Source organism: Sphingomonas sp. OK281, assembly GCF_900115295.1.
Taxonomy (GTDB): domain Bacteria; phylum Pseudomonadota; class Alphaproteobacteria; order Sphingomonadales; family Sphingomonadaceae; genus Sphingomonas.
On record NZ_FOVZ01000008.1, the window covers coordinates 89790 to 111121 of the forward strand.

The following is a 21332-nucleotide window of genomic DNA, read 5'->3' on the forward strand; positions in this document are numbered from 1 at the left end:
ACACCTTTCCTGCCCGTGCCCTACACAAACCACAGCCTTTACTTCGCCAAGGTTCAATTATCACAGACACAGCGCGGCGTTGTTTGATCGGGCAACGATCGATCGGATCGGCAGGGCGTGGCGGCAGGACTTGGAGGCCTGTCGCTGACTTTGCCCTCGGGGAAGGATCAGTTGCACGGTCTGATCGCGACCCGTCTCGAAGTGACCGTGTCGCTGCGCCCCGATAGCGGCGTCGTCTGGACAGGACAGGCGACCACTGTGGGCGCAAGCGGGACGCGAACGGGTGACCCCTCTGCTGTTGCTACGGCGCTGTCGGACGCTCTTCTCACTTGGTTTCCCCGGCACCTGCCGGGACCGCTGTCGGTGCCATAGGCCTCGCCGGCAAGGCGGTGATCAGCCTCTGATCTTCGACAACACGCGCGCCGCGACATTGCTCCTGGCTGCAAGCTTCCGCCCATAGCGGAGCGCGGTCGACGGTGAAGACCAGCGCAGCGCCTGTGCAATGCCAACGCCGTCCTCGCCGGCCGCAAACAGATCCTGCGTGAGCCCAACACGCAGCGAGTGGCTCGACAGGGCCCTCGCTGCTTCCTCGACCTTCACGATCGGCATCTCGACCAGCCCCTGGTCGAAGGCACTAAGCGCCACCCGCCGATAGATGCCGTTGACGCCCTGCCGGCTAAGCGAGGTCGTACCAACGGTATACACTGTCCGCGCCGGTTCGGCCTTCTTTCCCTTCAGCTTCTCCTGCCAGTGCCGTGTGTGCCCCGGGATCGCCTCGTACGCCATTGGCGGAACCGCGACGCGCAGACGGCGCCGATCAACCCCCACGCGGCGGAAGACCGGCCCCTCGGTGATGGCACTCGCTACCAGCCAGGCACCGACCCGGCGCATCGTGTCCGCGGACAGCCAGCCCCAGGCCCCCTGCCCCTCCTGATCGGTCTTGGACGACGGAATGAACAGGAGTGCCGAACCGTCGCTGTGCGGATCGATATGCGCGACGGTGACGGCGACGAGCTCGCTGACCCGCAGTCCAGCGTCATAACCGAGCGACAGCAGCGCTGCGTCCCGCAAGCCTTGTAGATCGCCTCCACAGGCCTCCAGCAAGGCCATTAGGGTGAATCCCTTGGTATGCGGGTCCAGGGTGGCGCCGAAGCGCAACGGCGCAGCTTGGCGTTGGGCAGCGCCACGACGCCGGCGCAGGCCTTTGAGCGCCGCACGGACCATGACGTGGCTCGTGGGCGCATGCCCCCTCTCCTGCAGGCCTGACAGGCCGTGTGCCGTGGCGAGACTGGCAACCCGCCGGGCGACCGTGGCGGGCTTGGCGCCCCGCGCCTCGAGCATGGCAATGTAGCGGACCAGGTTTTCGGGCTCGGCGGGCAGCGGGGCGACACGGATGTCCTCACACCAACGCAGATAGCAGGCCAGGTCCGCCGCCAGCGCCGCCTTGCTCGCCGCTGCCATAGCGCCGAGCTGCGCCGCGAAACCGATCTCGCTGACAGGGACACCTTCAGCCGGCAGCGCAAGACCCAGCAACCGGGTAACGCGGACATTGATCGGCTCGACCAACTCACGTCGTGCCCGGACCGGCAGCCCCTCCCCGTCGGTGCGATGGACGACGATCTCGCTCAAGCGACTGCGCTCTGATGATCCATTTCGCTCTGCATTCCGGTTCGTGGTTGATTTCTGTAGTTACCATAATGTCCGATTATGGTAAGTTACTAGCCATAACATATAGCAATGCCTAGTGATCTCGTTATTGCTAGCATATGATGGGCGCGATGACGTTCACTGATCATACTTCGCTAGGCTACGCGCTCGGTCGACTGGCAGGTGCAATTCGCTTTGCCTCCCCAGAAATCCGCAAGGTTGCGAGCCTCGCCACCGTGGCCGACTCGTGGCGCGCGTATCGACGCGATGCCGGCATTGGCAACGTCGGCGCTGCCCACCAGCCTTCTACTGACGCCCTCTCGATCCTTCTGACCGATGACCCCCGCCGCGACGCCGTCGTGCTCTGGCTTGCTGCACACGGGGTGCCACCGATTGCCGACGCTGCAACGATGGTCGTTCGCATGGTCAACGCGACGCGCGGGTTCGAGGTCGATGCGCTGGCATTGCTCAACGCCGCCGAGGATGCCTTGGCGCAGGCGGCTGCCGGTGGCCCCCTCACCGGTGCCTGCGGACTGGCGGACGCCGGTCCGGATCATCCGCTCCATGGGCTGGCGCGCGCTGCGGTCGCGGTCGACGTTTTGATCCGCGCGCCGGACTTCGCCGAAAGCTCTGGGCACGAGGCGCTACTCCCCCTGCCCTCCCGATCGATGCGGCATTACGTTGCGTCCGAGCCGGCCGGATGCTGGGCCCTGAACCTTGTGCTTGTTGCACGCGGCATCGTCCCACCGGTTACCGGGATAGTCCCGCGCACGGTCTTTCGCCTCGATGTCACGGACGCCCAGCGGGCTGCCGCGCTCGTCGACCATAGCACGCATGAAGCGTTGGCCGCCTTCACGAACTTGGAGCGCATAGAGTCGGTGTTGGGTCGCGGTCGTGATGCCCTCGTCGGCTTATCCCGCAACGCCCGTGCGTTTGAGGCTTGGACGCTTTTGGCGGCGCTCGGTCCGACCACGCGCAAGCAGCTCATGCGCGCGCTTGGCTTGTCGCGCGCCGGTGCCGATATCCAGGCGCGCGCGCTTGCTGCTGCGAGACTCGTTGGGCTCGAAACGGGAGGTTTGGTATCCCCTGCCCTCCCCGGTTCGTCTCCGTCGCCGTCTGCGTCCCTCGATCACGGTTCGCTTTGTGCAGCGGCTGCGGATCTTGATATCGCAATGGCAGAGATTGACCGCCTCCTCACACGGGGTCTCGATAAACGAAACTAGCCAGTGCCATTTTTGGATACCCACGAAGAATATTAGCCTGTTCGCTTGCCTTACTTGCAGGAGGCTCGGTGCCTAGAAGGACCCTAACCCTTCGCGGTAAGTGCTCGCAGTTCCTCAAGTGCCTGCCAATAGGAACGGTGACCACGCTGGTTGGTAAATTCAACGAACCAGTCGAGTGTTTCTTGTGGACCCTTAATAAAGAGATTTCCCTGAGCGACTGTCTCTCGCCGACGTCGGCTAGGTCGAGCTGAGACACTCTCGCCCTCCCCCTGGGCGCGATCGACGAACCCCATTGCAGCGCCACGCGCGACTGCTTCCTCTTCTCTCACAGGATCGATACGAAGAGGCGCTTTCGAGAGGCCGGAAAGATTGAGTTTGTCGGCGACTTCGTCAGCCGATGCCGCAATAGGCTTCTTGAACCCATAACCGCTCATCGGTCAGTCTCCTCACGCACAGCCTCTACGACTGCGTACGCAACTTCGAATGCGTTTCGTTTGGCTGCTGCAAGCCCTGAAGTCTTTTCATCGGTCAGTTCTTCCAACGTTGATGCAAAATCGAATACGTCACGGTAAGCCGCTCGTTCTACCAGTCCCTTGTTGAGCAACGGTAGATCAGCATCCTTGATTGCTGAGGTAATTCGTTTCGCAGATTTCGTTTCGATCGCCGCGTTGTCACGACTTCGGACGAGGCGGTACGGAATAACGCGGCCTAAGGCTTCCGCCTCCTCGTGTATCAAACCAACGGCATTAGCTGCTAATTCTGCGTCAATCGGCGACAGATTGAACGGAATCAGTACCAAGTGAGAACGGGCAAGTGCTCTTGATGTCATCCGCGAGGCCGTCCCCTCAAGATCGATTAAAACAAAGTCGTTCTTCTCGGTGAGGGCGTCTAGCACCTTTACTAGCTCTGACTCTTTAGGGCTTGCTACGATCTCAAACGGAAGTGCCCTCCCCTCAGCGGTACGCCTGGCGCCCCACTTCGCTATGATCGCATTTGGATCAGCATCGACGACGACAACCGACGCGCCGCTGCGAGCCAGCTCCCCAGCGAGAATGAACGTAAGAGTCGTTTTGCCGGCACCCCCTTTCGGGTTTGCTACTGATATCGCTGGCATGCCTGCGTTTCCTCATTAACATTTTACTAGGCTACTAATTGCCTATTGCGATCGATTGGCCATGCATAGGCTGTTGGCTGCCTATCGAAATCCAATTGATAGTGCAAGACATATACAATGGATATCCTTTTGGAAGCCTTTGGATGGCCTATCGATATAGCTGCCTATGCATATGGTGGCCTATGCATATGGTGGCCTATGCATATGCTTGCCTATGGATATGGCGGCCGATCGATGGTGGTCGATGGTTGATAGCTAACCAAAGAATATTGACTGGATATCCTTATGGTAGCCAAACGAAATGGATATCCTGCGGATATCCACCCTCCTCGCTGGCCTACGTCGTAGGCTGCTGGAGTTAGACGACCACCGCTGCTGCCAGGATCGTTGGCAAAGTAGAGCAGCTTTACATGCAATAGATAATCTGTCGCCTTCAGCGCAGGCTGATTGTTCGCGCCAGCGACCGATCCACCCACAGCAAGCTGCCGCTCGCGCTGGAGGGCATATAAACCTTCTCCGCGGGCGACGCGCGGGGGATCGCCCGACTATGACACCAGGAGCTTCAGCAAAGGGGGCAGGGGAGGGGGTCAACACACAGGCATCCATCGTTTTGTGCTTCAGCCACCCAAATCAGAGCCACCATGGCGGCAAAGAGCCCGTCGGCAGGGTTCACCGCGTACGCTTCTAGCCCAGCGCGATTGTCCCTAGGAGCGGTCGCCGCACGGCACCTCCATGTCACCATCAGTGTCGATACCGCCCTTAACGAGCTTTTGCGCCATCGCAGGGGGGGAGGAAGATCGCAAGCATCCCAAGGATTGCGAGTGTCCGATTTATGTGTCTTCCCCTTGTTCAGTTGAGCGGTTTTGGGTTGGTAAAGTTGATGCTGGTGTGGAGGTTGCCGGCCGGCGACCGATGCAAGTCGATCGTCCGACTGGTTCGCTGTGTGAAGACCATCGGCCGCACCACAGTCTCATAGGTGGTCGATGTACCGAACCACTTCGTCAGACCGTGCCATTTGTCCCCCTCGATGATTTTCATCCGGTAAGTGCCGGGTGGCACAGGTACGGATACATCCTCGTTACGGTTCACATAGACGGAGATGACGTGCACGTCGGTTTTTCGATCAAACAGCTGTACGACAACATTTGCATCTGCCGCTGTCACCCCAATTTTCGACGTCGCCGTCTTTGGATCGACGCTATTATTGACCGTGACGGTTCCGGACGCTGGGAAGGGCAGTTCCGCCACGCGATCGGGAAACCAGCCGGAGCGTTTTGCCTCACGGTAGGCGGGGATCAAGATAGGCATCGCGCATAGCAGGAATATCCATTTCTGCGCTGGGTGCGTCTGAGCATGTCGTTTAGGACGATGTCGGTTCTTCTGATAGTAGAACCCACGACTGGCTGTATCGAACCAGCCAGGGCCAACTCCGCTGCCGTTGCCACCGCCTCCGATCCAACGCGCGCTGCCAAGCGGTACCGCTTTTCCGCGTTTGTCGTGCGGCTGCTCTAACCTCGCTTTGCGATCGTTCCAGATTGTTGTGCCGGAGGCCTTTCTCTGACGGTCCCGATAGCGCTCGCGCATATAGTCTCGGTCATCAAAGCCCATGACCAGCCCCCGCAATTTCCTTTGCCCGCCGGTTGACGGCGCGGCGGTGGAAAACACCGAGTTGCTGAGCGAAATCGACGATGACGAACGAAAACTCGTCAGCGACGTCTTGCTCGGCCGCGCAGGTGGGCGCTATCGAAGCTGCAGCCAGTACCAGATGCGCAGCGGCGATGGGATGCGCTTGCATCAGGTGGAATGACTGAGTCCGGAAGCTGTCCGCCAAGTCCGTGTCGGACAGTGCATCGGGTGTCAGCAACTCGGCCGAGGACGGTTCCCTTTCAGCTTGCTGCATGATTACTCCCCCCGGTACGTGAATCGCTTTGCGTCGTGTGCGGCGTGAAGGTGGCCCTCTGGCCGTGCCATTGGGCTCCGATCATCGCGCAGGCGATCGCCCACAGGGCCGTGAAGACGGCAGTCCCGCCGACGATCCATAATGTCAGCGCAATCAGCCGGCGATGGCGGTGTCGCGGTGTGGCTTCAGGCGAGGGATCGACCGTCGCCTCCCAGATGACACCGTCGGTCGGCGCGGCATCGAGGCGGGTTGTACGACCACGTTGCCTGGGTGGCGCTCGCATATAGTCGCGTTCAGCCAACCCCATGACTTACCTCCCGCTGTTCCCGATGTGTCGTGATAAGGGCGTCTCGGATGATTGGAGCTTTGCTCGCATCGCTCAGCCAGTTGCGATAGCGCGGGTTCCACCGGGCCAGGCCCTCGCAAGCCAGCTTCAGACAAACACCCGCTGCTTCATCCCTACCGGCGAGGAAGGCGACGCTGCCGTCAGGCAGTACGCGCTCGTATATACCAGGCACGATCTCAATCTTGTCCGATGCCTTGCCCTCAGCGGCTATGGTGCTCAGCGCAGTATCGCTCGTGACCACGGTTGCCTTAGAGTCGCTTGAGGCGACGACAGGGGAGGCCTCCTCTGCGCTAGCCACGGCCTGGATGCCGCCCTGCTGCGTGACGTCAGGCTTTGTCTCGTCGTCGGCTCCGTCTTCCTCGTTGTCGACAACCACAGCCGGCTTAATCTTTGACGATCGCAAGCCGATCATTTCTTCGAGGCCGCGGGGATCAGGCTGGTGGTCTCCTGCGAGCTGCCCGCTGATCGCCAAGAGCGTCTTGGCTGACACGCCGGTTGAGAACAGCCGGCCCATAGGAGATATTCCGCCGAATTCCGTCCATGCTGCAATGAAGTTGTCTCCCTTGTAGATCCGCACGTCGGCGCCGACCTTCGAGCGGTCGATCGAGCCTTCCGGAGGGATGATGACGAACGCGCCGATCGTCTCGAACGCGACGTCATGCCGACGCGCTTTCAGCCAGGCCCTGAGAACCTCCCCTTGGCGTCGGGCCTGTTCCAATGGGTTGGGGATGTCGATCGGCCGTCGCCGTCCCTCATACCAGACGTGCCATTCATTATGCTCGTTCTTGGAGATCCGGCCACGATAGTTCTTCACCTCGACTACGGCCGCTGTGCGCGACAGACGTGACAGAATGACATGATCGAACTGGGCGAACCCTCCGATACCTTCGTCGACGACCATCAAACGTCCGCAACCCCTCCGCGCTTGCGTCAAAAGGAGGTCGAGGATGTCGGATGGAATGGTTTCGTTCGTGCCGCATAGGATCACCGTCGTGGGCGAGTTATTCATTGTCACATATCCAGGCTGAGGTTTTTTTCAGGAAGGCCGCGGATCTGTTCGCCAGACTTGAGCATCGCGGGCAGGGCGCTGAGGTCGTCCATGTCGAGTGGAGGCATGCCAAGCTCGTCGTCCTTGGGATCGGCCTGAACATCGCGCCGATCGGCGTCCTGACCGTCCGTGATCGACGGCATCTCCCCATCGAGGTTTTTGATGTCGGAATAGTCAGTGGTCGACGCGCCCATTGGCGGCAGGTCCGTCATGTCGAGGCTGGCAGGGTCGATCAGGATCTTCTCGCTGCTCACCTCGTCGAGGCTCTCCATTGCTTTGGTGAGCGCATCGTCAGCCGCTTTGGTCTGTACAGCAGCACCATCGATATCGAGGCGGCCGAGGCTTTCCAGCGATGAGGTTTTGTCGCCGGGGTTCTTATCCAGCTGCAGCTCGAGCTTCTGCTGGTTGTCGACGACCATGGTCAGGTCGAGGCGAATACGGGTGACACCGACGTTGAAGAGCCGCTGGTTCGACAGATTACGCTCGAAGCTCTGCATCACCGTAATAGCTTTGTTGACGGTGATGCCCTGCGCCATGTGCATGTTGAGCGCGTAGGCGAGGTTCATCCGCTGCATCATCGGATCGTTCTGCTCGAGCGTGACCTGGTCCTTGTTGGCAAGCTCGACCGTGACCTTACCGTTCTCGATGCCCGCGATCGTGGCCAGCGAGGCATTGTAGATGCCGCGCTCCTTGTCGTTATCAGTCCACCGGATCCGGTCGCCTTCGTGAATCTGGATCGTCTCGATCGTCGCGAGCGACATACGATCCTTGTCGATCATCGGATCGATCTTCTGAGGACTGAACTTAATCGACTTACCGTTTTTTACGATCTCGACCTTGCCGTTGGCAAAGGTTCGCCGGACCTCGGCTACACCGCGTTCGAGTTTAAGCTCCGGCACCGAGCCCTTGATCTCCAGCCGCTGCCCTTTCTCGTAGGTCTTGGCGTAGCGCAGGTCCTCACGCTCGATGTTCACGTTCTGGATGACGGCAATGGACAGCCCGTCACCTTTGAGCGTGCCCTCGTCCTTCAGGCCTTTTTGCACCGCCTGATTGATCGCTGCACGGGTCTCGCGGCCCGACGCGAAAATGGCCGTGTTGGCACGTTCATCCGGCGACAGGGCCAGCCACAGGTCGGACGCGTGCGCCGATGGATCCTCATGCTCGACGACTTTGTCGCCAAGCACCTTCATGGCCTGCCCCGCCTTGCCGATGTTGGCCAGCGCCGCGACCGTGCGCAGCTGGTCAGTCTGCTGGCGAAGGTTGTCATCCATGCGAGCCATGCCGATCTTGTCGGCTTGCATCATGGCAAAGGCCTTGCCGGCATCGATCGGGAGGAGCTGCTGGCGATCGCCGATCAGTGCGACTTTCTCGATGCCGAGCGATTCTGCGATCGTCAGCATCTTGAGCATGTCACGGTTCGACACCATCGACGTCTCGTCGACGACGATGATTGTATTCTTCAGCTCGTCACGACGCGCCTGAGCCTCCGGCGTGTTCTGGTTGGTGACGTGCTTTTCGTTATGCCAGATAAAGTGAGCGATCGTCTCGGCTTTGACCCCAGAATCCTGCATCTGATCGACCGACATCTCGCGAGTGGGAATGGCGTCCGGCCGCGCCATGCCTTCCTTCATGTCCGCGACCATCTTGTTCTGGAATGCCAGGCCCATCACCGATTTGCCCTCGGACTCAACGACGCGGGCAACCGCCTGCAGCATGGTCGACTTACCGGCGCCGGCGATGCCCTGGACCGCGACGATGCGATCCGAGGTCGAGACGATCAGCGTAGCGGCTGCAAGCTGTCCTTCGTTCAGGGGGTGAGGGGAGGCGGCCTGCAGCCGGTCTGGCGCTTCCGAGGGTGCCACGATCGGAGCACCCGCGTCTTTACCCGCCTGGACCCGCGCAAGGATGCTCTCCTCGGTCCGAAGCGCTTCCGGTGTCGTGACAGCCTCGACCTTCTGACCCTGGTGGGTAATCTCCCCGGATAGGAGTTTGCCCTTCTCGGTGAGCTGCTCGACCCTCGCCTCGACATGATCGATGGTGACGCCCTTGAGGCCGAAGTCGAGGGCCTTCTTGGCGACCTTGTCTTTATCGAACGCCGCTTCGCGTTGACTGAGACTGCGGATCGCGGAGGCGACAGCAAGCTGCGCATTAGCCTGGCCGGTGGACTGCGCCAGACGAACCAAACCGCGGTCGACCAGTGGGTCCGGTGACCGGAGCAAGCCCGACACCGTATCCATCGCGACTTTCACGGCGTCCGCGATTACGGTGTAGTTGCGCCCTATCGGGCCAGCGTTCTCTCGTTGCTCCGCCTTGGCGGCGTTCTCTAACGCTCCCTCGAGCAGTTTCTTGCCGTCAAAGCCTTGCTCCGCTGCTTTCGCCATCCAGTCGAGAACGAGCCCGTCGCGGTCTTCGACATTCAGCTTTGGATCGCGCGTGTTGACGGTTACGCCATCACGACCCTTTGGCGAGACGATGCCTAGCTCGGCCGCCTTTTCCATGATCTGTTCGCGTCGTTGGCTGAAGACTTCCAGAACCGCTTTTGGGACGCCGACAATCTCGAACGTGCCATGCTTACCGTCCATCCGGGTCTGATAGCCAAGCTTCTCCAACTCGTTGCGGAGGAAGCTATGGTAGATCGAGCCGATGACGGTGTTGCTGGCCCATAGCTTTTGGGCGTCCAGGGCCTGCCATTTGCCGTCGGGCATCTGCGTCATGTTGGCAACGATCGCGTGGATATGCGCTTGAGGATCGAGCGCCCGGCTCGTGTCGTGCTGAAACAGTGCATAGACCAGATTCCCGGTCTTTACCGTTTCGGTCTTACCGTCCTTGGTGATACGACCGGCCGCGATATTCTTCTCGACCCAGGCCATGGTCTGCTGAACCGCCTTGGTCTGGGCGCCATCGGGGCCGAGGATCCGCTTATCCCCAGCGATATAGGCCATTACCGACACCGACTTCGGTGCGGAAAAGGTCAGGTCGAAACCGGGACGCCGACCGTCCCTGACCTCGACCTTCTCACCAGATGGCAGCTCACCGCTCAGCGCCTTTGCAAATGCCTCCTGCGAAACGGTGCCGGTAAGGCCAGCTGCGGTAGCGCCTTCACCGCCCCACATGCTGACGTCACCGGCCTTCTCGTCGGTGTAATATTCGCCGCTGACGAAGTCGTCCTTGGTGAAATATTTTGCGGCGCCGGATGCCGATTTAACGGATGCGATCGAGTGCATCGTTACATCCCGTATCCGTCATCAGGGAAGGCATCGCGCGCCTCCCGGATCGACAGGTCCTCCGGCCGTTCTCCGGTCGGCGTAGGATCGTCTTTCTGGCGCTGCTGGTCCTCACTGCGCGCCTGGACGGACTTACCCTCCAGAGACCGTTCGCGGTCCTTGCGATCGTCATCGCCGGAACGCTCACGCATGTCTTGGACGAGCACCGGCGGTTCGGTTCTGGCGGTGGCTTCAACCGGTGTAGCGTCGCGCGAATTGTCGACCTCGTTCTCAGTCGGCTGCGACAGGATATTAGTGGCGAAGGTGTTGGCCACGTTTGCAGGCTCAACCTCTTCTTCTGTCAAACCGGGCACATCGCCACGTCCAACATCGTCGTCGCCACTCTGCGGCTTGCCACCACCTCCGCGAACCACCCTTCCAGGCTCGTCCGGCTTAGCCGGTTTCCGCTCGATGAAGCCCTCGGCGACGGTCGAGTAATGTTCCCATTCCAGGCGGATGCGTGCAGCAGGGAAGCCATCGGGAAACTTCACGAAGCCGTGCAGGCTGGGCAAATTCATGATGTCATCGGGGATGACCAGCGGCTCGATCTGTTTACGGGGGGTCAGGGTCGAGGCGTCGCGGGTGTTGTTGTAACCATAGCTGTACCCCTCATCCATCTGCCGGATCTCGCGGTTGCCAATGTAGCGCGCACCCTGTTCAGCAGTGTCGAGGTCGGCTGCGGCGAGGATCAGTTTGGTGCGTGTGAGCGACGACAGGTTGCGGGCATTTTCCTCGCCGTAGACCTGCGTAAGCTTGTCGAACGAGTGCAACCCGAGCACCATCGCACCACCGAAGTTACGGGCGGTCTGGAGGCCGTCCTCGATAGCCGGAAGGCGGTGGAGTGCGCCCAGTTCGTCGAACACGAACCAGGTGCGCAGGTTGCGGGTTTTCTTCATCGTCATCAGCGCGTGGATGGCGAGGTTCGACCAGAGCGTGAGCAGTGCCCGGTTCATCTCGAGGTCGGTGTAGTTGGAGGTTATGAATAGGATCGAGCCAGGCTTCTTCTCGGACGTCATCCAGTCCTTGATCGAGTATTGTGGACCGTCGTCGGGCAGGAAGCGCAGGACCTGCGCATTCGTATTGAAAACCGCGCGGATCGACTCTGCCATCTTGGCCGCTTCGGGGGCCGTAATGGGGTCGGCGATGGTGTTGGCAAGATGCTTGTGAACCAGCTTCAGGTCAGCGGTCATGAGGTTGTCGGCAAGCGCCTGGTTGGACGTCAGTCCCTTCTCGATGAGCTTCATGCACATCTCGATGAAAAGGGTACGTGCAGCGAGTGCCCAGAACGGATCGGCCGCCCCGCCGTCCGAGGGGATCAGGGCTCCAGCGGCTGCGGTAAACTCGCTATAGGTTCGGCAGTCATTGAAGATCGTCCAGGCCGGGCACCGTGCGTCGGCCGGGTTGAGAATGGTGTCACGTGTCGGGTCGTAGAACGCTTCGACATAGGCCCCGGTCAGGTCGAACACGACGGCGGTATCTTCGCGTTCGCGCATCTCACGAAGGAGCTTACGGAACACGGTCGTTTTACCGGAACCGGTGGTGCCGAGCGTCATGAAATGTGACTGTTCGAGACGGTGTGGAAACGGGATGCCGGCAACGGTGTAGGGGTGGTGGATCCCGCCCATCTTGCGGGCCTTGAACTTCAGCTTCAGGACCTGTTCCGGCGTCTTGTCCGGAAAGAGTTTTGCGGCCTCCTTCACGAACTCGATTCTGTTGTGTTGGGCGATCTCGGAATAGAGCAGATCGCGCTCGACCAGCATGGCGCCGCGCTCATGGCGTTCCTGGATCATCGCCTTGCCGCGACGGGCCGAGAAGTCGACGTACCAGATCGACAGCGGGATGGTGATGCACGAGGCAATCGCGACCGAGCCCATGAACCCCTTCACGGCCTTGTGCCATGCAAGGATGACCTCCGGGACGTAAGGCACGTAGCCCATGTAGGTGTGGCGCACGCTGTCGTCGGGCAGACGGAGGTTGATGCGCTTCATCTCGTCGAACGAGATCCAGTCCCACAGCCCGGACAGGATGCGCATCGAAATGAGCTGAATGTTGTTCTCGTCGAGGGTGAGCGAGAGGATCGTGGAGTAGGCGATGACGAAAGTGCCAAGCCACATGTAGATCGGCATTTTGGCACCCTGTAGCCACATCAGGACCTGGGTATTGAGAAGCTGGCTGCCACGGGTGAAGTTGCCCGAATTGCGAGGCGCTTCGCCACGTGCGCTATGGTGCTTTTGGGGGATCGGACGCCGATCGTTGCGGATGTCCTCGCGGGGCGCTTTTGGGTCGTCACGCGCCATGATGAAGCTTCATGCGACGGTCGGCTTCGAGGACGAGCGTCTCGCGCAATTCCGGGTGGTTTTCCCGGATGATCGCATCGAGCGCGACCTGCATATATTCGGTCACGCGCAAGTGGCGTCGCTCGCTGCCTTCAAGCAGCTTTCGGCCATCAAGATGTTGTTCGATCGCCCGACGAATTAGGTCCGACGGCGAGCACTCCAGTTTGGCTGCTTCTGCCTCTATACGGGCACGCAGATCACCGGCTACCCGAAGGGTATAAGGGCGTGAGGTACTCAAGTAACCAGCCTCCTAGCAGAGAGGCTGATGGGTCCTTAGGAGGACGTTCCTTATAGCTGTGGAACGCGGCTACAACAAGCTCGATATCGTGGTTTGGGCATAAGCCGTATTACGGTGTCTTACGCGGGAAACGGCGGAAATCTGCGCTTTTGAGGCGTAATACGTTGTAAGACAAACTGTAAGACATTGTATACACTATCATGGTCTTTTTAAGGTCCTGATATTCAACGGGAAAAGCAAGCAAAGCTTGCAAGGGTGTGCTCTACTGTAGTCCCGATTCCCATGTGTCGATTTGATCTCCCCCGTCCTTCGTATCGATATGATGGCATCTCGGTTTTCCGCGGGGCAGAGGCCCGCCTTCGCGGCGGAATGACGGTCGAACTGGTTGCTCTGGCGTGGTGTCTTGGGACCGTTCTGCGATGATCGTCATCGGGTTTCCCTTGGTGTTAGAAGCTGGTCGTTGGTTGGCGCTTTTCCCTCGCCTGATCGATGGCTATACCGGTCCCGTTCAGAGCCCGATCAGCCTGACCAAAAGGCAAGTATTATGGCGAAGTCACTGGACGCTGAAATGGCCGCGATCGAGGCCGAGGAACGCAAGCTGGCAGATCGCCGAAAGGCGCATCTGAGGAAGCTTCGGGATACGGCTATTGGGACGGTCGAGAAGGTAGGTTTGCTCAAGCTCCCGCTGGATCGACTGGAGCGGTTGATGGAGGCGGTGAAGACGCTGGGCGTGGACGAGGTCGAGAAGCGGCTCACGGCGAAAGCCTGAGACGGTTCGAGACCGAGGCCCACGCTAATGGCCGCACGGGTTTGCTACCTCGTGCGGCCATTCTCTTTTCGGCAGGGGAGGGGCCTCGCCGGCTTGGCGGCATCAGGCAAAAAAAAGGGACGCGCCAGCCGGTAGGCTGGGCGTCCCATGCGGTCGTTTTAGATAACGGGGACGGATCAGATCCACGCCAGCAGGTACTCCCCTTCGATCGGTTTCAGTGCCGCCATCGTCGCCAGCGTTTCAATGCTCTCGGCCATGTCCGGATCGGAATCGAGGCGACGCCTGATGCGGGGATCCGTCAGCCTCCGGCGAAGCTCCGTCATCGGCACCATGCCGGCGACCTTGCGGTCGATCCCAAGGCCGTCTAACAGCGCCAGCGCGTGGGGGGTTGCGAGAGCTATTTCCGGGGCCGCATCCGGGTTCAGAGAGAGGCGTATCGTAATGTCGCCAGTGGGTTCAGTCTGCGCCACCCGGACGCGTCGACCGAGGAACTGAGCCTCGTCGAAAATCGCGATGACACAAGGGTCGTGATCGAAGCATTTTGAGACCGTCGCGAGCGACAGATGGCAGACGCGGGCGTCGAACTCAAACCACGGATCGCCGGTGACGCCGTAGCCCGGGAGCAAAATGGCAAAACCCAACCGGAGCGATTGCTCAGCAAGCAGATCGCGTAGCGATGCGAGCTGGTCGGGAGTGATGATTGCCGCCATTGGCGCGAGGATGGCGCGGCCGTCTTCGACGCGGAACGTAATGGTCATAGTGACATCCTTCGTTGAAACCGCAAATCTCTCCCTCCCTCCTCTCCGGAGAGGTTTCGCGACGCCTGTGATCGAGCACCACCGTCGATGCCGCGACGCGTAGTCAGCGCACGGGCGAAAGGCCGCTGCGCGCAGGCGAGCGAGGCGTGCAGGGTATGACTGTCAGACGTTGGAAAACCGCGTCAGCAGCGCCGGGGCGGGCTCGATGCCCGCACCGGCGCTTCCCCGGCCGATGCGTAGCCAGGGGAGGCCCGACGGGGCCGTACCGAAGCGAGCGAGCCGGCGCCGCACGCCCGTCGAAACCAGCAACGGAAAAGGGCCACCCGATCGCCCGGATGGCCCTTTGAGTATTAGACGATGAAGGGAGGAGCTAAAGCCCCTCCCGCGGTCATTTGATGAACTGGGCGTAGGCGGTGAGCGCAGCCCCGATCGCGATTGCTCCCGTCATCAGTGAGCCGAGCCCGATGATGTACCATTTAAGTCCGTCGATTGAGGTCTGCATACCCTTGAGGCCGCTTTCCAGCTTTACCTCCAGACCCGCGATTTGCTGCTTCAACGGCTCAATTGCGCGATCCACGGCCATGTCGATCTGCTCCTCGACGACGACGACTGCCTTTGCCGCTGCCTCATCGTCTATATTAGCCGATCTTAGTGCTCTGAACAACGCGACTTGCATTTCGTCCTCCTTCTTCTTCAAGACGCATTCCGGATTAGGGCGGCGCGGCGAGGGTCAAGGGATCGCTCTTGCGACCGCTTTAGCGGCGGTAGGGGCAACGATTTTTCGCAGAAAAATGGTGGGACCCTGCCGTCCCTTGAGGCTTGTCGCGCCGCCCGGGATAATAGGACGACTTGAGATAGATTTTCCCCGCGGCAGCAGCGCCAGGGCGGGCTCGATGCCCGCACTGGCGCTTCCCCGGCCGAGGCGTAGCGAAGGGCAGGCCGAAGGGCCTGACCGATGCGAGCGAGCCGGGTCCCGCGCCAGCCCCAAACCGGACGGTCGGGCAGCTCGTTCGCGATGCTTCTCAAGCTACGGCAGCGCATTACCGGAGGGGGGAAGGCGACCGGCTGCGCGGCGTCCAGGTGCGGCCCGACGGGGCCGTGCCAAGGACGTCGCGCGGCCGGTCGCCTGGCATGGGGGGAACCGTAGGGTTCCCCCCACAGCAACGCTGACAAAAAGGGGCCAGCGCGGGGATTTCGCCCGCCGCTGGCCTAGTGTTTCCTGCCAAGGAAAGGGGAGGGGCGGCGCGCTCTCGGCTGCGCCGCCCGGATAGGGTTAGCCGATTGCCTGCCGCTTGGTTGCGGTCGGTGCCGGTGCCTGTCCGTCGATACGGAAGGCGTGGGTCGGGACGCGGGCGTCCTTCAAGGTCTGCAACAGGTTCGATTGCAGGCCGGAACCTTGGCAAACGATGGCTTCGACGGGGGCGAGTTTTACAAGCTGCTCGTTGCGAACGAACCCGGCGCGGTTGCCATAGCGGCCCGTCTGCGGTGTGAAGGCAACCACGGTAACGCCACGGCTTGCGGCCCATGCTGCCGCGATCATGTCGCACCCTTTACGCTGCGCGGTGGTGCAAAGCGTCATGTGCGGGATACGGGCTTTGATCTGGTCGAGGCGGTCCCAAAGCTGTTTAAAGTCGTGCCACTCCTGACCGCCCGAAAAGACGACAAGCGGGCCGGTGGGGTTGCGCTTTTCGCGGTGGTCCTGCGCGCGGGCCTTCAGGAAATCGAGGGCGGCAATCTGGCTTGCGGTCCCTCCGCTGGAAACCTTCGATCCGCGCGCGGGGGACCAAGGGTGGCCGGACTGTGCCCGGTAGCAGTCGGCGGCATAGTCGCGCATGCATTCGATGGCGGCGCGCTGTTCGGTCTTGGTCTGCGCGCGGAGTTGCAATTCCTCCATTTCGACGGCGTAAATCTCGGACGGATCATAGCGGCGCGTCATCTCGCCAAGGTCGCGACACAGCGTGTCTTCCTCACGTTCCAGTTTCTGCGCTTCGTAGTGAAACGAGTTTACGAAACCCCAAGCGATCGCCTGTGCGCTGGTCTCTAGGCGGGTGTCGCGGAACAGGTCGAAAAGGGTTGCCATGATCGCCGCGCAATCGTGCTGCGCCTCGATCGGCTCGGGCATGTCGAGTTCGGCGCGCTCGTCGCCCATTTCGACGATCGAAAGCGCGCCAACGTCGCCGAACGCTTCCTGAAAATTGGTTGTCGCGGTGTCTTCGGCCATGCTCTCGGCAATCTCTGCCGTGCGGGGGTCGGTCGCGTCGTCGGACGCGCTGTCGGTCGCGGGCGTGGCGTTGGTGCCGTTCATGGCTTCGCCCAAGTCGGCAAAGCTGGTAAGGCGCGGGGAGGTCGTTTTCTTCGTCATTGGTCTGACTCCGTTGGCAGGGGTAGGCGGCTAGGGTCGGGGGAGGGTTGCACCCCTCTCCCCGCCCGTTTGGGTGGTCTTAGAACGCAGGGATTTCGTCGTTTAGCGGCTCGGAAAGCTGGCCGTTGTCGGTGGCGTTGCCGGTGCCGAAACCGTCATCCGATGCCTTGCGGCGGTTCTGGCGCGTGCCGTCCAGATTTTCGCGGCGCGTGGTCGGGCGGTTCCAGACGACGCGGAAACCTTCCTCGTTATTGCCGAAAAGCATGATCTGGAGGGGTTCACTGATGCTGGGGTCGTCCAGCTTGCCCTGATAGAAAACTTCGCCACTGCTGTTGCTGGTCATTTCCCAGAGCGCGCCGATCTGCACCCAACGCTTCGCGACGTTCAAAACCATGATCTCGAACGCGGGGGCCTTGTCGTTCATGCTCTCGACGGGACGGAGGCCAAGGCGCGCGAGGTCGATGGTTGCCGTTGCGACCGAACCGAGGAGCTGACCGCCGACCGACTTGAAAGAACCAATGTTCATAGTATTCACTCCACGTTGCGGGGGCCTATTCCCCTGTTTGCCGGTGCTTGGGGCCCTTCCCCTCCGGCATTTTCTTTTTACCCCCTCCACTCTATTTGACCAACCTGATTGATTACTTGACGCCTAATCATCGTACACGGTGAGTCCGAGCATAAATAAGCCCCCGACTAGGGGGCGTAAATAACAAATCAAAGACGTATTGATCGCGGTAGCGAGCAATTCTGTTTCTACCGTGCTTATGGGCAAGGCCCGGCCTTTGTTCTCATCGCACCCGGAGCCGTCCTCGCAGGGGCTCAAGAGGCAGGCACGGCTGGCGGGGTCAACACGAATGACGGAGGCTCCGCCGCTTTAGCGGTGGAAACCGTAGGGCCTTCAGGCCCGGTATTCTTGTTGAGGCGTCTTCAAATCAAATAAAAGCATTGTCCGCTCCAGCGGACAATTCCCCTTTGACGCCGACCCCGTCGGACGGGTCTGCCACGCCGAGACACTGAGAGACGGCGAAGGGTGTGATGAGAACACAGGCCCACAAAGCACACATCATGCGCCTAGCGCATGATTCCACAGCCGAAGGCTGCCTGCGGTGGTCATGGTCCTAGACAAGAGGGCAGGGTAGATCGACACACCCGCCCCAGGCCATCCGCGAACCTGGCGCACGAGCCCTCTCAGCGCGTGCCGGGAGTCCGACAAGTGATTGTACCCGAAGGGCGGAGACCCGCTCTTCGCGGGGCTCCGGGAGGCTCTTGCCGACTATTGAACGGTCCCGCCCTCTTGGGCGGGGATGTCCCAACCCTTCCTATTTTTCCTTCAACTCTTCGAAGATTTCAGTCGGCTGTACCCCGCTCATAAGCCATATCCGAGACGGCCCCATCGACAAGAAAGCATCACATTTCCGTAGGGGAAAAGCTTAGCTTGAGCCCATTAATCAAGTCTTTAGAGTGGCCTATCGAAAAGGGCGAACGTCACAACGACGCTGGCCGAAAACACGAAAGCAGATGCCTCGCGATGTATGATCGTCGGGCAGGGGAGGGGTACAAAAATGAATCCGGAAGCGATGCTCAGCGCATTGGAAGGGCATCATCGAGACATCATGGCTGGCCTTCGCGAAATCAAACGGCATTGCGGCGAGGAAAACCCGAATAGCCGTGAACTGGCGGTCGCCCGAGAGCAGTTGACGGCGTCCAGCCTGTCGCGGTCCAGGTACGTCAGCGAGGTGATCGTCCCAACGTTACTTAAAAATGCCGACGATGGCTTAAGGACGGAGCTGTCCGAGTTGCTCTTTGCAACTGCAACCAAGCGGATGTTTTCGCGCGCGCATATTGCTGAGTGGACGACGACGTCGATCGAGGCGGACTGGTCAGGTTATTGCGCCGCGGCGCGGGATATTTGGCCAATGATGGAAGAGCAGATCGCGCGTGAGACGAGGGTGTTGGCCGCCCGGCTCAAGCATCGGTAGCGACATCAGCCGAGTTGGGTTCCTTCAGATCATGGCGGCGCCACGTTGCCCTCGTCTACCCGGCTACCGTCAGGCGCACCGGGTGGCGTTCGGCAGACAAAAAAAGGGCCAGCGTGAGCCGGCCCGGATAGTTTTTAGGAGAGGATGCCTGAAAGGCGTCGCCATGCTGCATCTGCGAACATCGTTTTGCAACCGCGAACAGGCTTGAACCGCATAATTTTTGGTTGTTAACCGGGCGAAAGCCGGCAACCGCATTTCGCGCGATCGATCGGCTATCCGGAGGGATATTGAGCGACACGCGCATCGGCACTGTTGAACGAGCATTTCAGCTGGCGAGGGAAGGCGCCTGTCGCTCGGTTTCGGACATTCGAGAACGCCTTACCGCCGAGGGTTATGAGGGCGTGTTCAGCCACCTGAACGGCATGAGCATCAGGCGTCAGCTGACTGCCGCGCTCGTAGCGCGCGGCGTGACGACGCCGGTCGAGAGCGACGACGTCTGAACCACGCCGTCCTGCGCGGCTCAGGCCGCGTTCTTGAGCGGTTCTGGCAACTTGCCATCGGGCAGGGTTTTACGAAGATGGCTATGGATCATCTGCGCGTTGAACGGCTTCGAAAGAAACGTCGCCTTCTCCGGAAGGTCGCCGGTTTCTGGGCTTACGCGCCCGCTACCGATGACGATCTCGATCCAGGGGTAGTTTTCGGCGACGTGGCGCGCGAGCGCGAACCCGTTGGTGTCACCCGGCATGTCGACGTCCGAAAAGAGGAGGGTGATGGTGTGGGCGTACTCGGGAAGCATCGCGATCGCGGCATCGCCGCTACTGGCTTCGTAAGTGCGGAAACCCGCGTCTTCGAGGATCCCAGTTATATCCATAAGGATGAATGGTTCGTCGTCGACGGCCAGAGCGTAGGGGATTGTTGATAAGGTCATGCGCATCAACCCGCCATTTGCGAAAATGGCTCCGATACAAAGCGCATGCAGCATACCGTTTTACTTCGTAGAACGGGCGTCGATCGCTTCCTGAAGAAGGCATGCCGAAACACTTCCGCTATCGTCTTCGCGATCTAACAGAGTGAGCGCCATCTTCATGAGGTTCAGCGGGACGTCGACCAGCGGTTGATCGGCAGAGGTGGATTCCGGGATCGCATCAGTCATCCGACCTCTGATACCTTGATTCAGATCAGTCGGCTATGATCGACGGTTCGGTATCATCAACGAAGCAGCGCTCGATGTCATTCTTCGATCGGCCTACGCGCCATCGGCTTATTACCACGATTGGATAGGTGGACCAAAGCCACCCCGATCGCGGCAAAGACTACGAAAATAGCCCATGCGACTGGACTGGCATTCAGTTCGGGTTTTCCGGCCATGATAAGTAGTTCGCCGAAGGCAGCGCCAAGACACATGGCTGCCCCTACTGTGCCAATCGCCAACAACATGACGAAGCCTCCGGCCATCCCGAACACTGTCATCGCCATGAACCATCCCCAATGGTCAGGGATATACGGCGCCGCCCTCGTTACCGAGGCCCCAATAAGTACCGCACCAAAAGCGAGGGCCGTTCGTGAGTGCATGGATCTCATGATCGTCTCCTGGCTGTCACTGATGGTAGGTCCACGGATCAAAAAGCGTAACATCTGTGCCTGCGAAGTCGACGACATTTCGGGTGACGATCGTCAGGTCGTGTACGAGGCCCGTCGCTGCGATCCAGGCGTCGCGTTCGCTCTTGGTGTCCGGAACGTGCAGCCTCGCGCAGCGCAGCGCGATCGTTGTGTCGACGGGGAGTATGCGCCCGGCAAAGGCGGGCATGACCTTGTCGTGTAGCCAGAGCCGCAACACGCCGGCTTGCCGCGTATCGCGCCGTTCGAGCAGTGCGATGCCGAGCTCGATCTCCATGATCGTGATGACAGAAAGGAACATGTCCGCCTGATCGACGCTACCGGCCCACGCTTCGACGGCTGGGCTGATCTTTCCGCTGCGCCGCTTGCGCAGCTCGGACACGGCGTTGGTGTCGAGCAAGTACATCAGTCGAACACCGCCGGACGCGGGAACGATGCTGCCCTGCTGAAGTCGACCTCGATGTCTCCGACCTCGTCCATGTCGAGGGCGTCGAGGATGTTGCCGGGAGGCGCTTTCAGCCGCTCGTATTCGGCAAAGGGCATGACCGCCATGATGGGTCGGCCGCGTTCGGTGATGATGACTGCGCCATCAACCGCGGCCCGCTTGATGCGACCTGGTTCGCGATTGAAGTCGCGACTGGAAAAAGTTTGCATGGCGGCTTGACCTTCTTTGTCGTGACGTACAGACATCGCCGCAGGCAGCGGAATTGTCAATGTTCGTCACGCGACCGG

General features: G+C 60.5%; 24 protein-coding genes. 4 read left to right on the top strand and 20 right to left on the bottom strand.

Going from position 1 to position 21332, the window contains the following annotated elements; translation table 11 throughout:
* Window positions 1-393: 393 nt before the first annotated feature.
* Window positions 394-1629: a site-specific integrase gene (locus BM244_RS20520; RefSeq protein ID WP_093400779.1), complete on the bottom strand. Its 1236-nt coding sequence runs from the start codon at window positions 1627-1629 to the stop codon at window positions 394-396.
* A gap of 149 nt (window positions 1630-1778) precedes the next feature.
* On the opposite strand from BM244_RS20520, the gene BM244_RS20525 reads away from it, so the two are divergent.
* On the top strand, window positions 1779-2870 hold the full coding sequence (locus BM244_RS20525; RefSeq protein WP_139227006.1) for a hypothetical protein: 1092 nt from the start codon (window positions 1779-1781) through the stop codon (window positions 2868-2870).
* Between the two features lie 83 nt (window positions 2871-2953).
* On the opposite strand, the gene BM244_RS22830 is transcribed toward BM244_RS20525, so the two are convergent.
* The 9 genes from BM244_RS22830 to BM244_RS22840 all read right to left on the bottom strand — a co-directional run bounded on the left by BM244_RS22830 (window position 2954) and on the right by BM244_RS22840 (window position 13115).
* The gene (locus BM244_RS22830) at window positions 2954-3304 is read right to left on the bottom strand and encodes a hypothetical protein (protein ID WP_139227008.1); all 351 of its coding nucleotides are present in this window, start codon (window positions 3302-3304) and stop codon (window positions 2954-2956) included.
* Complete coding sequence (locus tag BM244_RS20530; RefSeq protein ID WP_082445157.1) at window positions 3301-3984, bottom strand: ParA family protein; 684 nt, start codon at window positions 3982-3984, stop codon at window positions 3301-3303. The genes BM244_RS22830 and BM244_RS20530 overlap by 4 nt, the downstream gene beginning before the upstream one ends.
* An 849-nt stretch (window positions 3985-4833) precedes the next feature.
* Window positions 4834-5592 carry a hypothetical protein gene (locus BM244_RS20535; RefSeq protein ID WP_093400781.1) on the bottom strand — a complete coding sequence of 253 codons (759 nt, stop codon included), beginning with the start codon at window positions 5590-5592 and terminating at the stop codon, window positions 4834-4836.
* Window positions 5582-5884 (bottom strand): hypothetical protein, encoded by a 303-nt coding sequence (locus BM244_RS22835; protein WP_139227010.1) that lies wholly within the window; start codon window positions 5882-5884, stop codon window positions 5582-5584. The genes BM244_RS20535 and BM244_RS22835 overlap by 11 nt, the downstream gene beginning before the upstream one ends.
* Window positions 5871-6191 carry a hypothetical protein gene (locus BM244_RS23290; protein ID WP_175518337.1) on the bottom strand — a complete coding sequence of 107 codons (321 nt, stop codon included), beginning with the start codon at window positions 6189-6191 and terminating at the stop codon, window positions 5871-5873. The genes BM244_RS22835 and BM244_RS23290 overlap by 14 nt, the downstream gene beginning before the upstream one ends.
* Window positions 6178-7239, bottom strand: a complete 1062-nt coding sequence (locus BM244_RS20545) for a nuclease-related domain-containing protein (protein ID WP_093400783.1) — start codon at window positions 7237-7239, stop codon at window positions 6178-6180. Before BM244_RS20545 ends, BM244_RS23290 begins: the two co-directional genes overlap by 14 nt.
* 2 nt (window positions 7240-7241) lie before the next feature.
* Window positions 7242-10502, bottom strand: coding sequence for a MobF family relaxase (gene mobF / locus BM244_RS20550; protein ID WP_093400784.1), 3261 nt, complete (start codon window positions 10500-10502; stop codon window positions 7242-7244).
* Window positions 10503-10504: 2 nt separating this feature from the next.
* Window positions 10505-12838: a type IV secretion system DNA-binding domain-containing protein gene (locus tag BM244_RS20555; RefSeq protein ID WP_093400785.1), complete on the bottom strand. Its 2334-nt coding sequence runs from the start codon at window positions 12836-12838 to the stop codon at window positions 10505-10507.
* Window positions 12828-13115, bottom strand: a complete 288-nt coding sequence (locus BM244_RS22840; protein WP_132741093.1) for a hypothetical protein — start codon at window positions 13113-13115, stop codon at window positions 12828-12830. The genes BM244_RS20555 and BM244_RS22840 overlap by 11 nt, the downstream gene beginning before the upstream one ends.
* Window positions 13116-13659: 544 nt before the next feature.
* Here BM244_RS22840 and BM244_RS20565 point away from each other — a divergent pair.
* Window positions 13660-13884, top strand: a complete 225-nt coding sequence (locus tag BM244_RS20565; RefSeq protein ID WP_093400787.1) for a hypothetical protein — start codon at window positions 13660-13662, stop codon at window positions 13882-13884.
* Window positions 13885-14060: 176 nt separating this feature from the next.
* Here the strand turns inward: BM244_RS20565 and BM244_RS20570 are convergent, their stop codons facing one another.
* The 4 genes from BM244_RS20570 to BM244_RS20585 form a co-directional block, all read right to left on the bottom strand.
* Complete coding sequence (locus tag BM244_RS20570; RefSeq protein ID WP_093400788.1) at window positions 14061-14642, bottom strand: hypothetical protein; 582 nt, start codon at window positions 14640-14642, stop codon at window positions 14061-14063.
* A gap of 388 nt (window positions 14643-15030) precedes the next feature.
* The gene (locus BM244_RS20575; RefSeq protein ID WP_093400789.1) at window positions 15031-15339 is read right to left on the bottom strand and encodes a hypothetical protein; all 309 of its coding nucleotides are present in this window, start codon (window positions 15337-15339) and stop codon (window positions 15031-15033) included.
* Window positions 15340-15915: 576 nt separating this feature from the next.
* Window positions 15916-17004 (bottom strand): DUF2493 domain-containing protein, encoded by a 1089-nt coding sequence (locus BM244_RS20580; protein ID WP_093400790.1) that lies wholly within the window; start codon window positions 17002-17004, stop codon window positions 15916-15918.
* A 79-nt stretch (window positions 17005-17083) separates the two neighbouring features.
* A complete protein-coding gene (locus BM244_RS20585; RefSeq protein WP_093400791.1) occupies window positions 17084-17530 on the bottom strand; it encodes a DUF736 domain-containing protein in 447 nt (148 codons plus the stop codon).
* 1036 nt (window positions 17531-18566) lie between these two features.
* On the opposite strand from BM244_RS20585, the gene BM244_RS20590 reads away from it, so the two are divergent.
* Window positions 18567-18983, top strand: a complete 417-nt coding sequence (locus BM244_RS20590) for a hypothetical protein (RefSeq protein ID WP_093400792.1) — start codon at window positions 18567-18569, stop codon at window positions 18981-18983.
* Window positions 18984-19038: 55 nt separating this feature from the next.
* Here the strand turns inward: BM244_RS20590 and BM244_RS22845 are convergent, their stop codons facing one another.
* Window positions 19039-19281, bottom strand: coding sequence for a hypothetical protein (locus tag BM244_RS22845; protein ID WP_139227012.1), 243 nt, complete (start codon window positions 19279-19281; stop codon window positions 19039-19041).
* Between BM244_RS22845 and BM244_RS20595 the strand changes: the two genes are divergently transcribed.
* Complete coding sequence (locus BM244_RS20595; RefSeq protein ID WP_093400793.1) at window positions 19271-19483, top strand: hypothetical protein; 213 nt, start codon at window positions 19271-19273, stop codon at window positions 19481-19483. The two genes, BM244_RS22845 and BM244_RS20595, sit on opposite strands and share 11 nt — an antisense overlap.
* Before the next feature lie 20 nt (window positions 19484-19503).
* On the opposite strand, the gene BM244_RS20600 is transcribed toward BM244_RS20595, so the two are convergent.
* From BM244_RS20600 to BM244_RS20615, 5 genes are all read right to left on the bottom strand, one after another.
* Complete coding sequence (locus BM244_RS20600) at window positions 19504-19965, bottom strand: response regulator (protein ID WP_254784675.1); 462 nt, start codon at window positions 19963-19965, stop codon at window positions 19504-19506.
* Between the two features lie 6 nt (window positions 19966-19971).
* A complete protein-coding gene (locus BM244_RS23295) occupies window positions 19972-20136 on the bottom strand; it encodes a hypothetical protein (RefSeq protein ID WP_175518338.1) in 165 nt (54 codons plus the stop codon).
* A 77-nt stretch (window positions 20137-20213) separates the two neighbouring features.
* Complete coding sequence (locus tag BM244_RS20605; protein WP_093400794.1) at window positions 20214-20459, bottom strand: hypothetical protein; 246 nt, start codon at window positions 20457-20459, stop codon at window positions 20214-20216.
* Between the two features lie 121 nt (window positions 20460-20580).
* Window positions 20581-21006, bottom strand: coding sequence for a type II toxin-antitoxin system VapC family toxin (locus BM244_RS20610; protein ID WP_093400795.1), 426 nt, complete (start codon window positions 21004-21006; stop codon window positions 20581-20583).
* Entirely contained in the window at window positions 21006-21314 is a 309-nt protein-coding gene (locus BM244_RS20615) for a type II toxin-antitoxin system Phd/YefM family antitoxin (protein WP_200874032.1), read from the bottom strand. Before BM244_RS20615 ends, BM244_RS20610 begins: the two co-directional genes overlap by 1 nt.
* Window positions 21315-21332 lie beyond the last annotated feature (18 nt).

Bases quoted from the DNA above. Each gene is read 5' to 3' on its own strand.
- BM244_RS20525 (WP_139227006.1), top strand. From the start codon at position 1,779: ATGACGTTCACTGATCATACTTCGCTAGGCTACGCGCTCGGTCGACTG.
- BM244_RS22830 (WP_139227008.1), bottom strand. From the start codon at position 3,304: ATGAGCGGTTATGGGTTCAAGAAGCCTATTGCGGCATCGGCTGACGAA.
- BM244_RS20530 (WP_082445157.1), bottom strand. From the start codon at position 3,984: ATGCCAGCGATATCAGTAGCAAACCCGAAAGGGGGTGCCGGCAAAACG.
- BM244_RS20535 (WP_093400781.1), bottom strand. From the start codon at position 5,592: ATGGGCTTTGATGACCGAGACTATATGCGCGAGCGCTATCGGGACCGT.
- BM244_RS22835 (WP_139227010.1), bottom strand. From the start codon at position 5,884: ATGCAGCAAGCTGAAAGGGAACCGTCCTCGGCCGAGTTGCTGACACCC.
- BM244_RS23290 (WP_175518337.1), bottom strand. From the start codon at position 6,191: ATGGGGTTGGCTGAACGCGACTATATGCGAGCGCCACCCAGGCAACGT.
- BM244_RS20545 (WP_093400783.1), bottom strand. From the start codon at position 7,239: ATGAATAACTCGCCCACGACGGTGATCCTATGCGGCACGAACGAAACC.
- mobF (WP_093400784.1), bottom strand. From the start codon at position 10,502: ATGCACTCGATCGCATCCGTTAAATCGGCATCCGGCGCCGCAAAATAT.
- BM244_RS20555 (WP_093400785.1), bottom strand. From the start codon at position 12,838: ATGGCGCGTGACGACCCAAAAGCGCCCCGCGAGGACATCCGCAACGAT.
- BM244_RS20565 (WP_093400787.1), top strand. From the start codon at position 13,660: ATGGCGAAGTCACTGGACGCTGAAATGGCCGCGATCGAGGCCGAGGAA.
- BM244_RS20570 (WP_093400788.1), bottom strand. From the start codon at position 14,642: ATGACCATTACGTTCCGCGTCGAAGACGGCCGCGCCATCCTCGCGCCA.
- BM244_RS20580 (WP_093400790.1), bottom strand. From the start codon at position 17,004: ATGACGAAGAAAACGACCTCCCCGCGCCTTACCAGCTTTGCCGACTTG.
- BM244_RS20585 (WP_093400791.1), bottom strand. From the start codon at position 17,530: ATGAACATTGGTTCTTTCAAGTCGGTCGGCGGTCAGCTCCTCGGTTCG.
- BM244_RS20590 (WP_093400792.1), top strand. From the start codon at position 18,567: ATGAATCCGGAAGCGATGCTCAGCGCATTGGAAGGGCATCATCGAGAC.
- BM244_RS20600 (WP_254784675.1), bottom strand. From the start codon at position 19,965: ATGCTGCATGCGCTTTGTATCGGAGCCATTTTCGCAAATGGCGGGTTG.
- BM244_RS23295 (WP_175518338.1), bottom strand. From the start codon at position 20,136: ATGACTGATGCGATCCCGGAATCCACCTCTGCCGATCAACCGCTGGTC.
- BM244_RS20605 (WP_093400794.1), bottom strand. From the start codon at position 20,459: ATGGCGATGACAGTGTTCGGGATGGCCGGAGGCTTCGTCATGTTGTTG.
- BM244_RS20610 (WP_093400795.1), bottom strand. From the start codon at position 21,006: ATGTACTTGCTCGACACCAACGCCGTGTCCGAGCTGCGCAAGCGGCGC.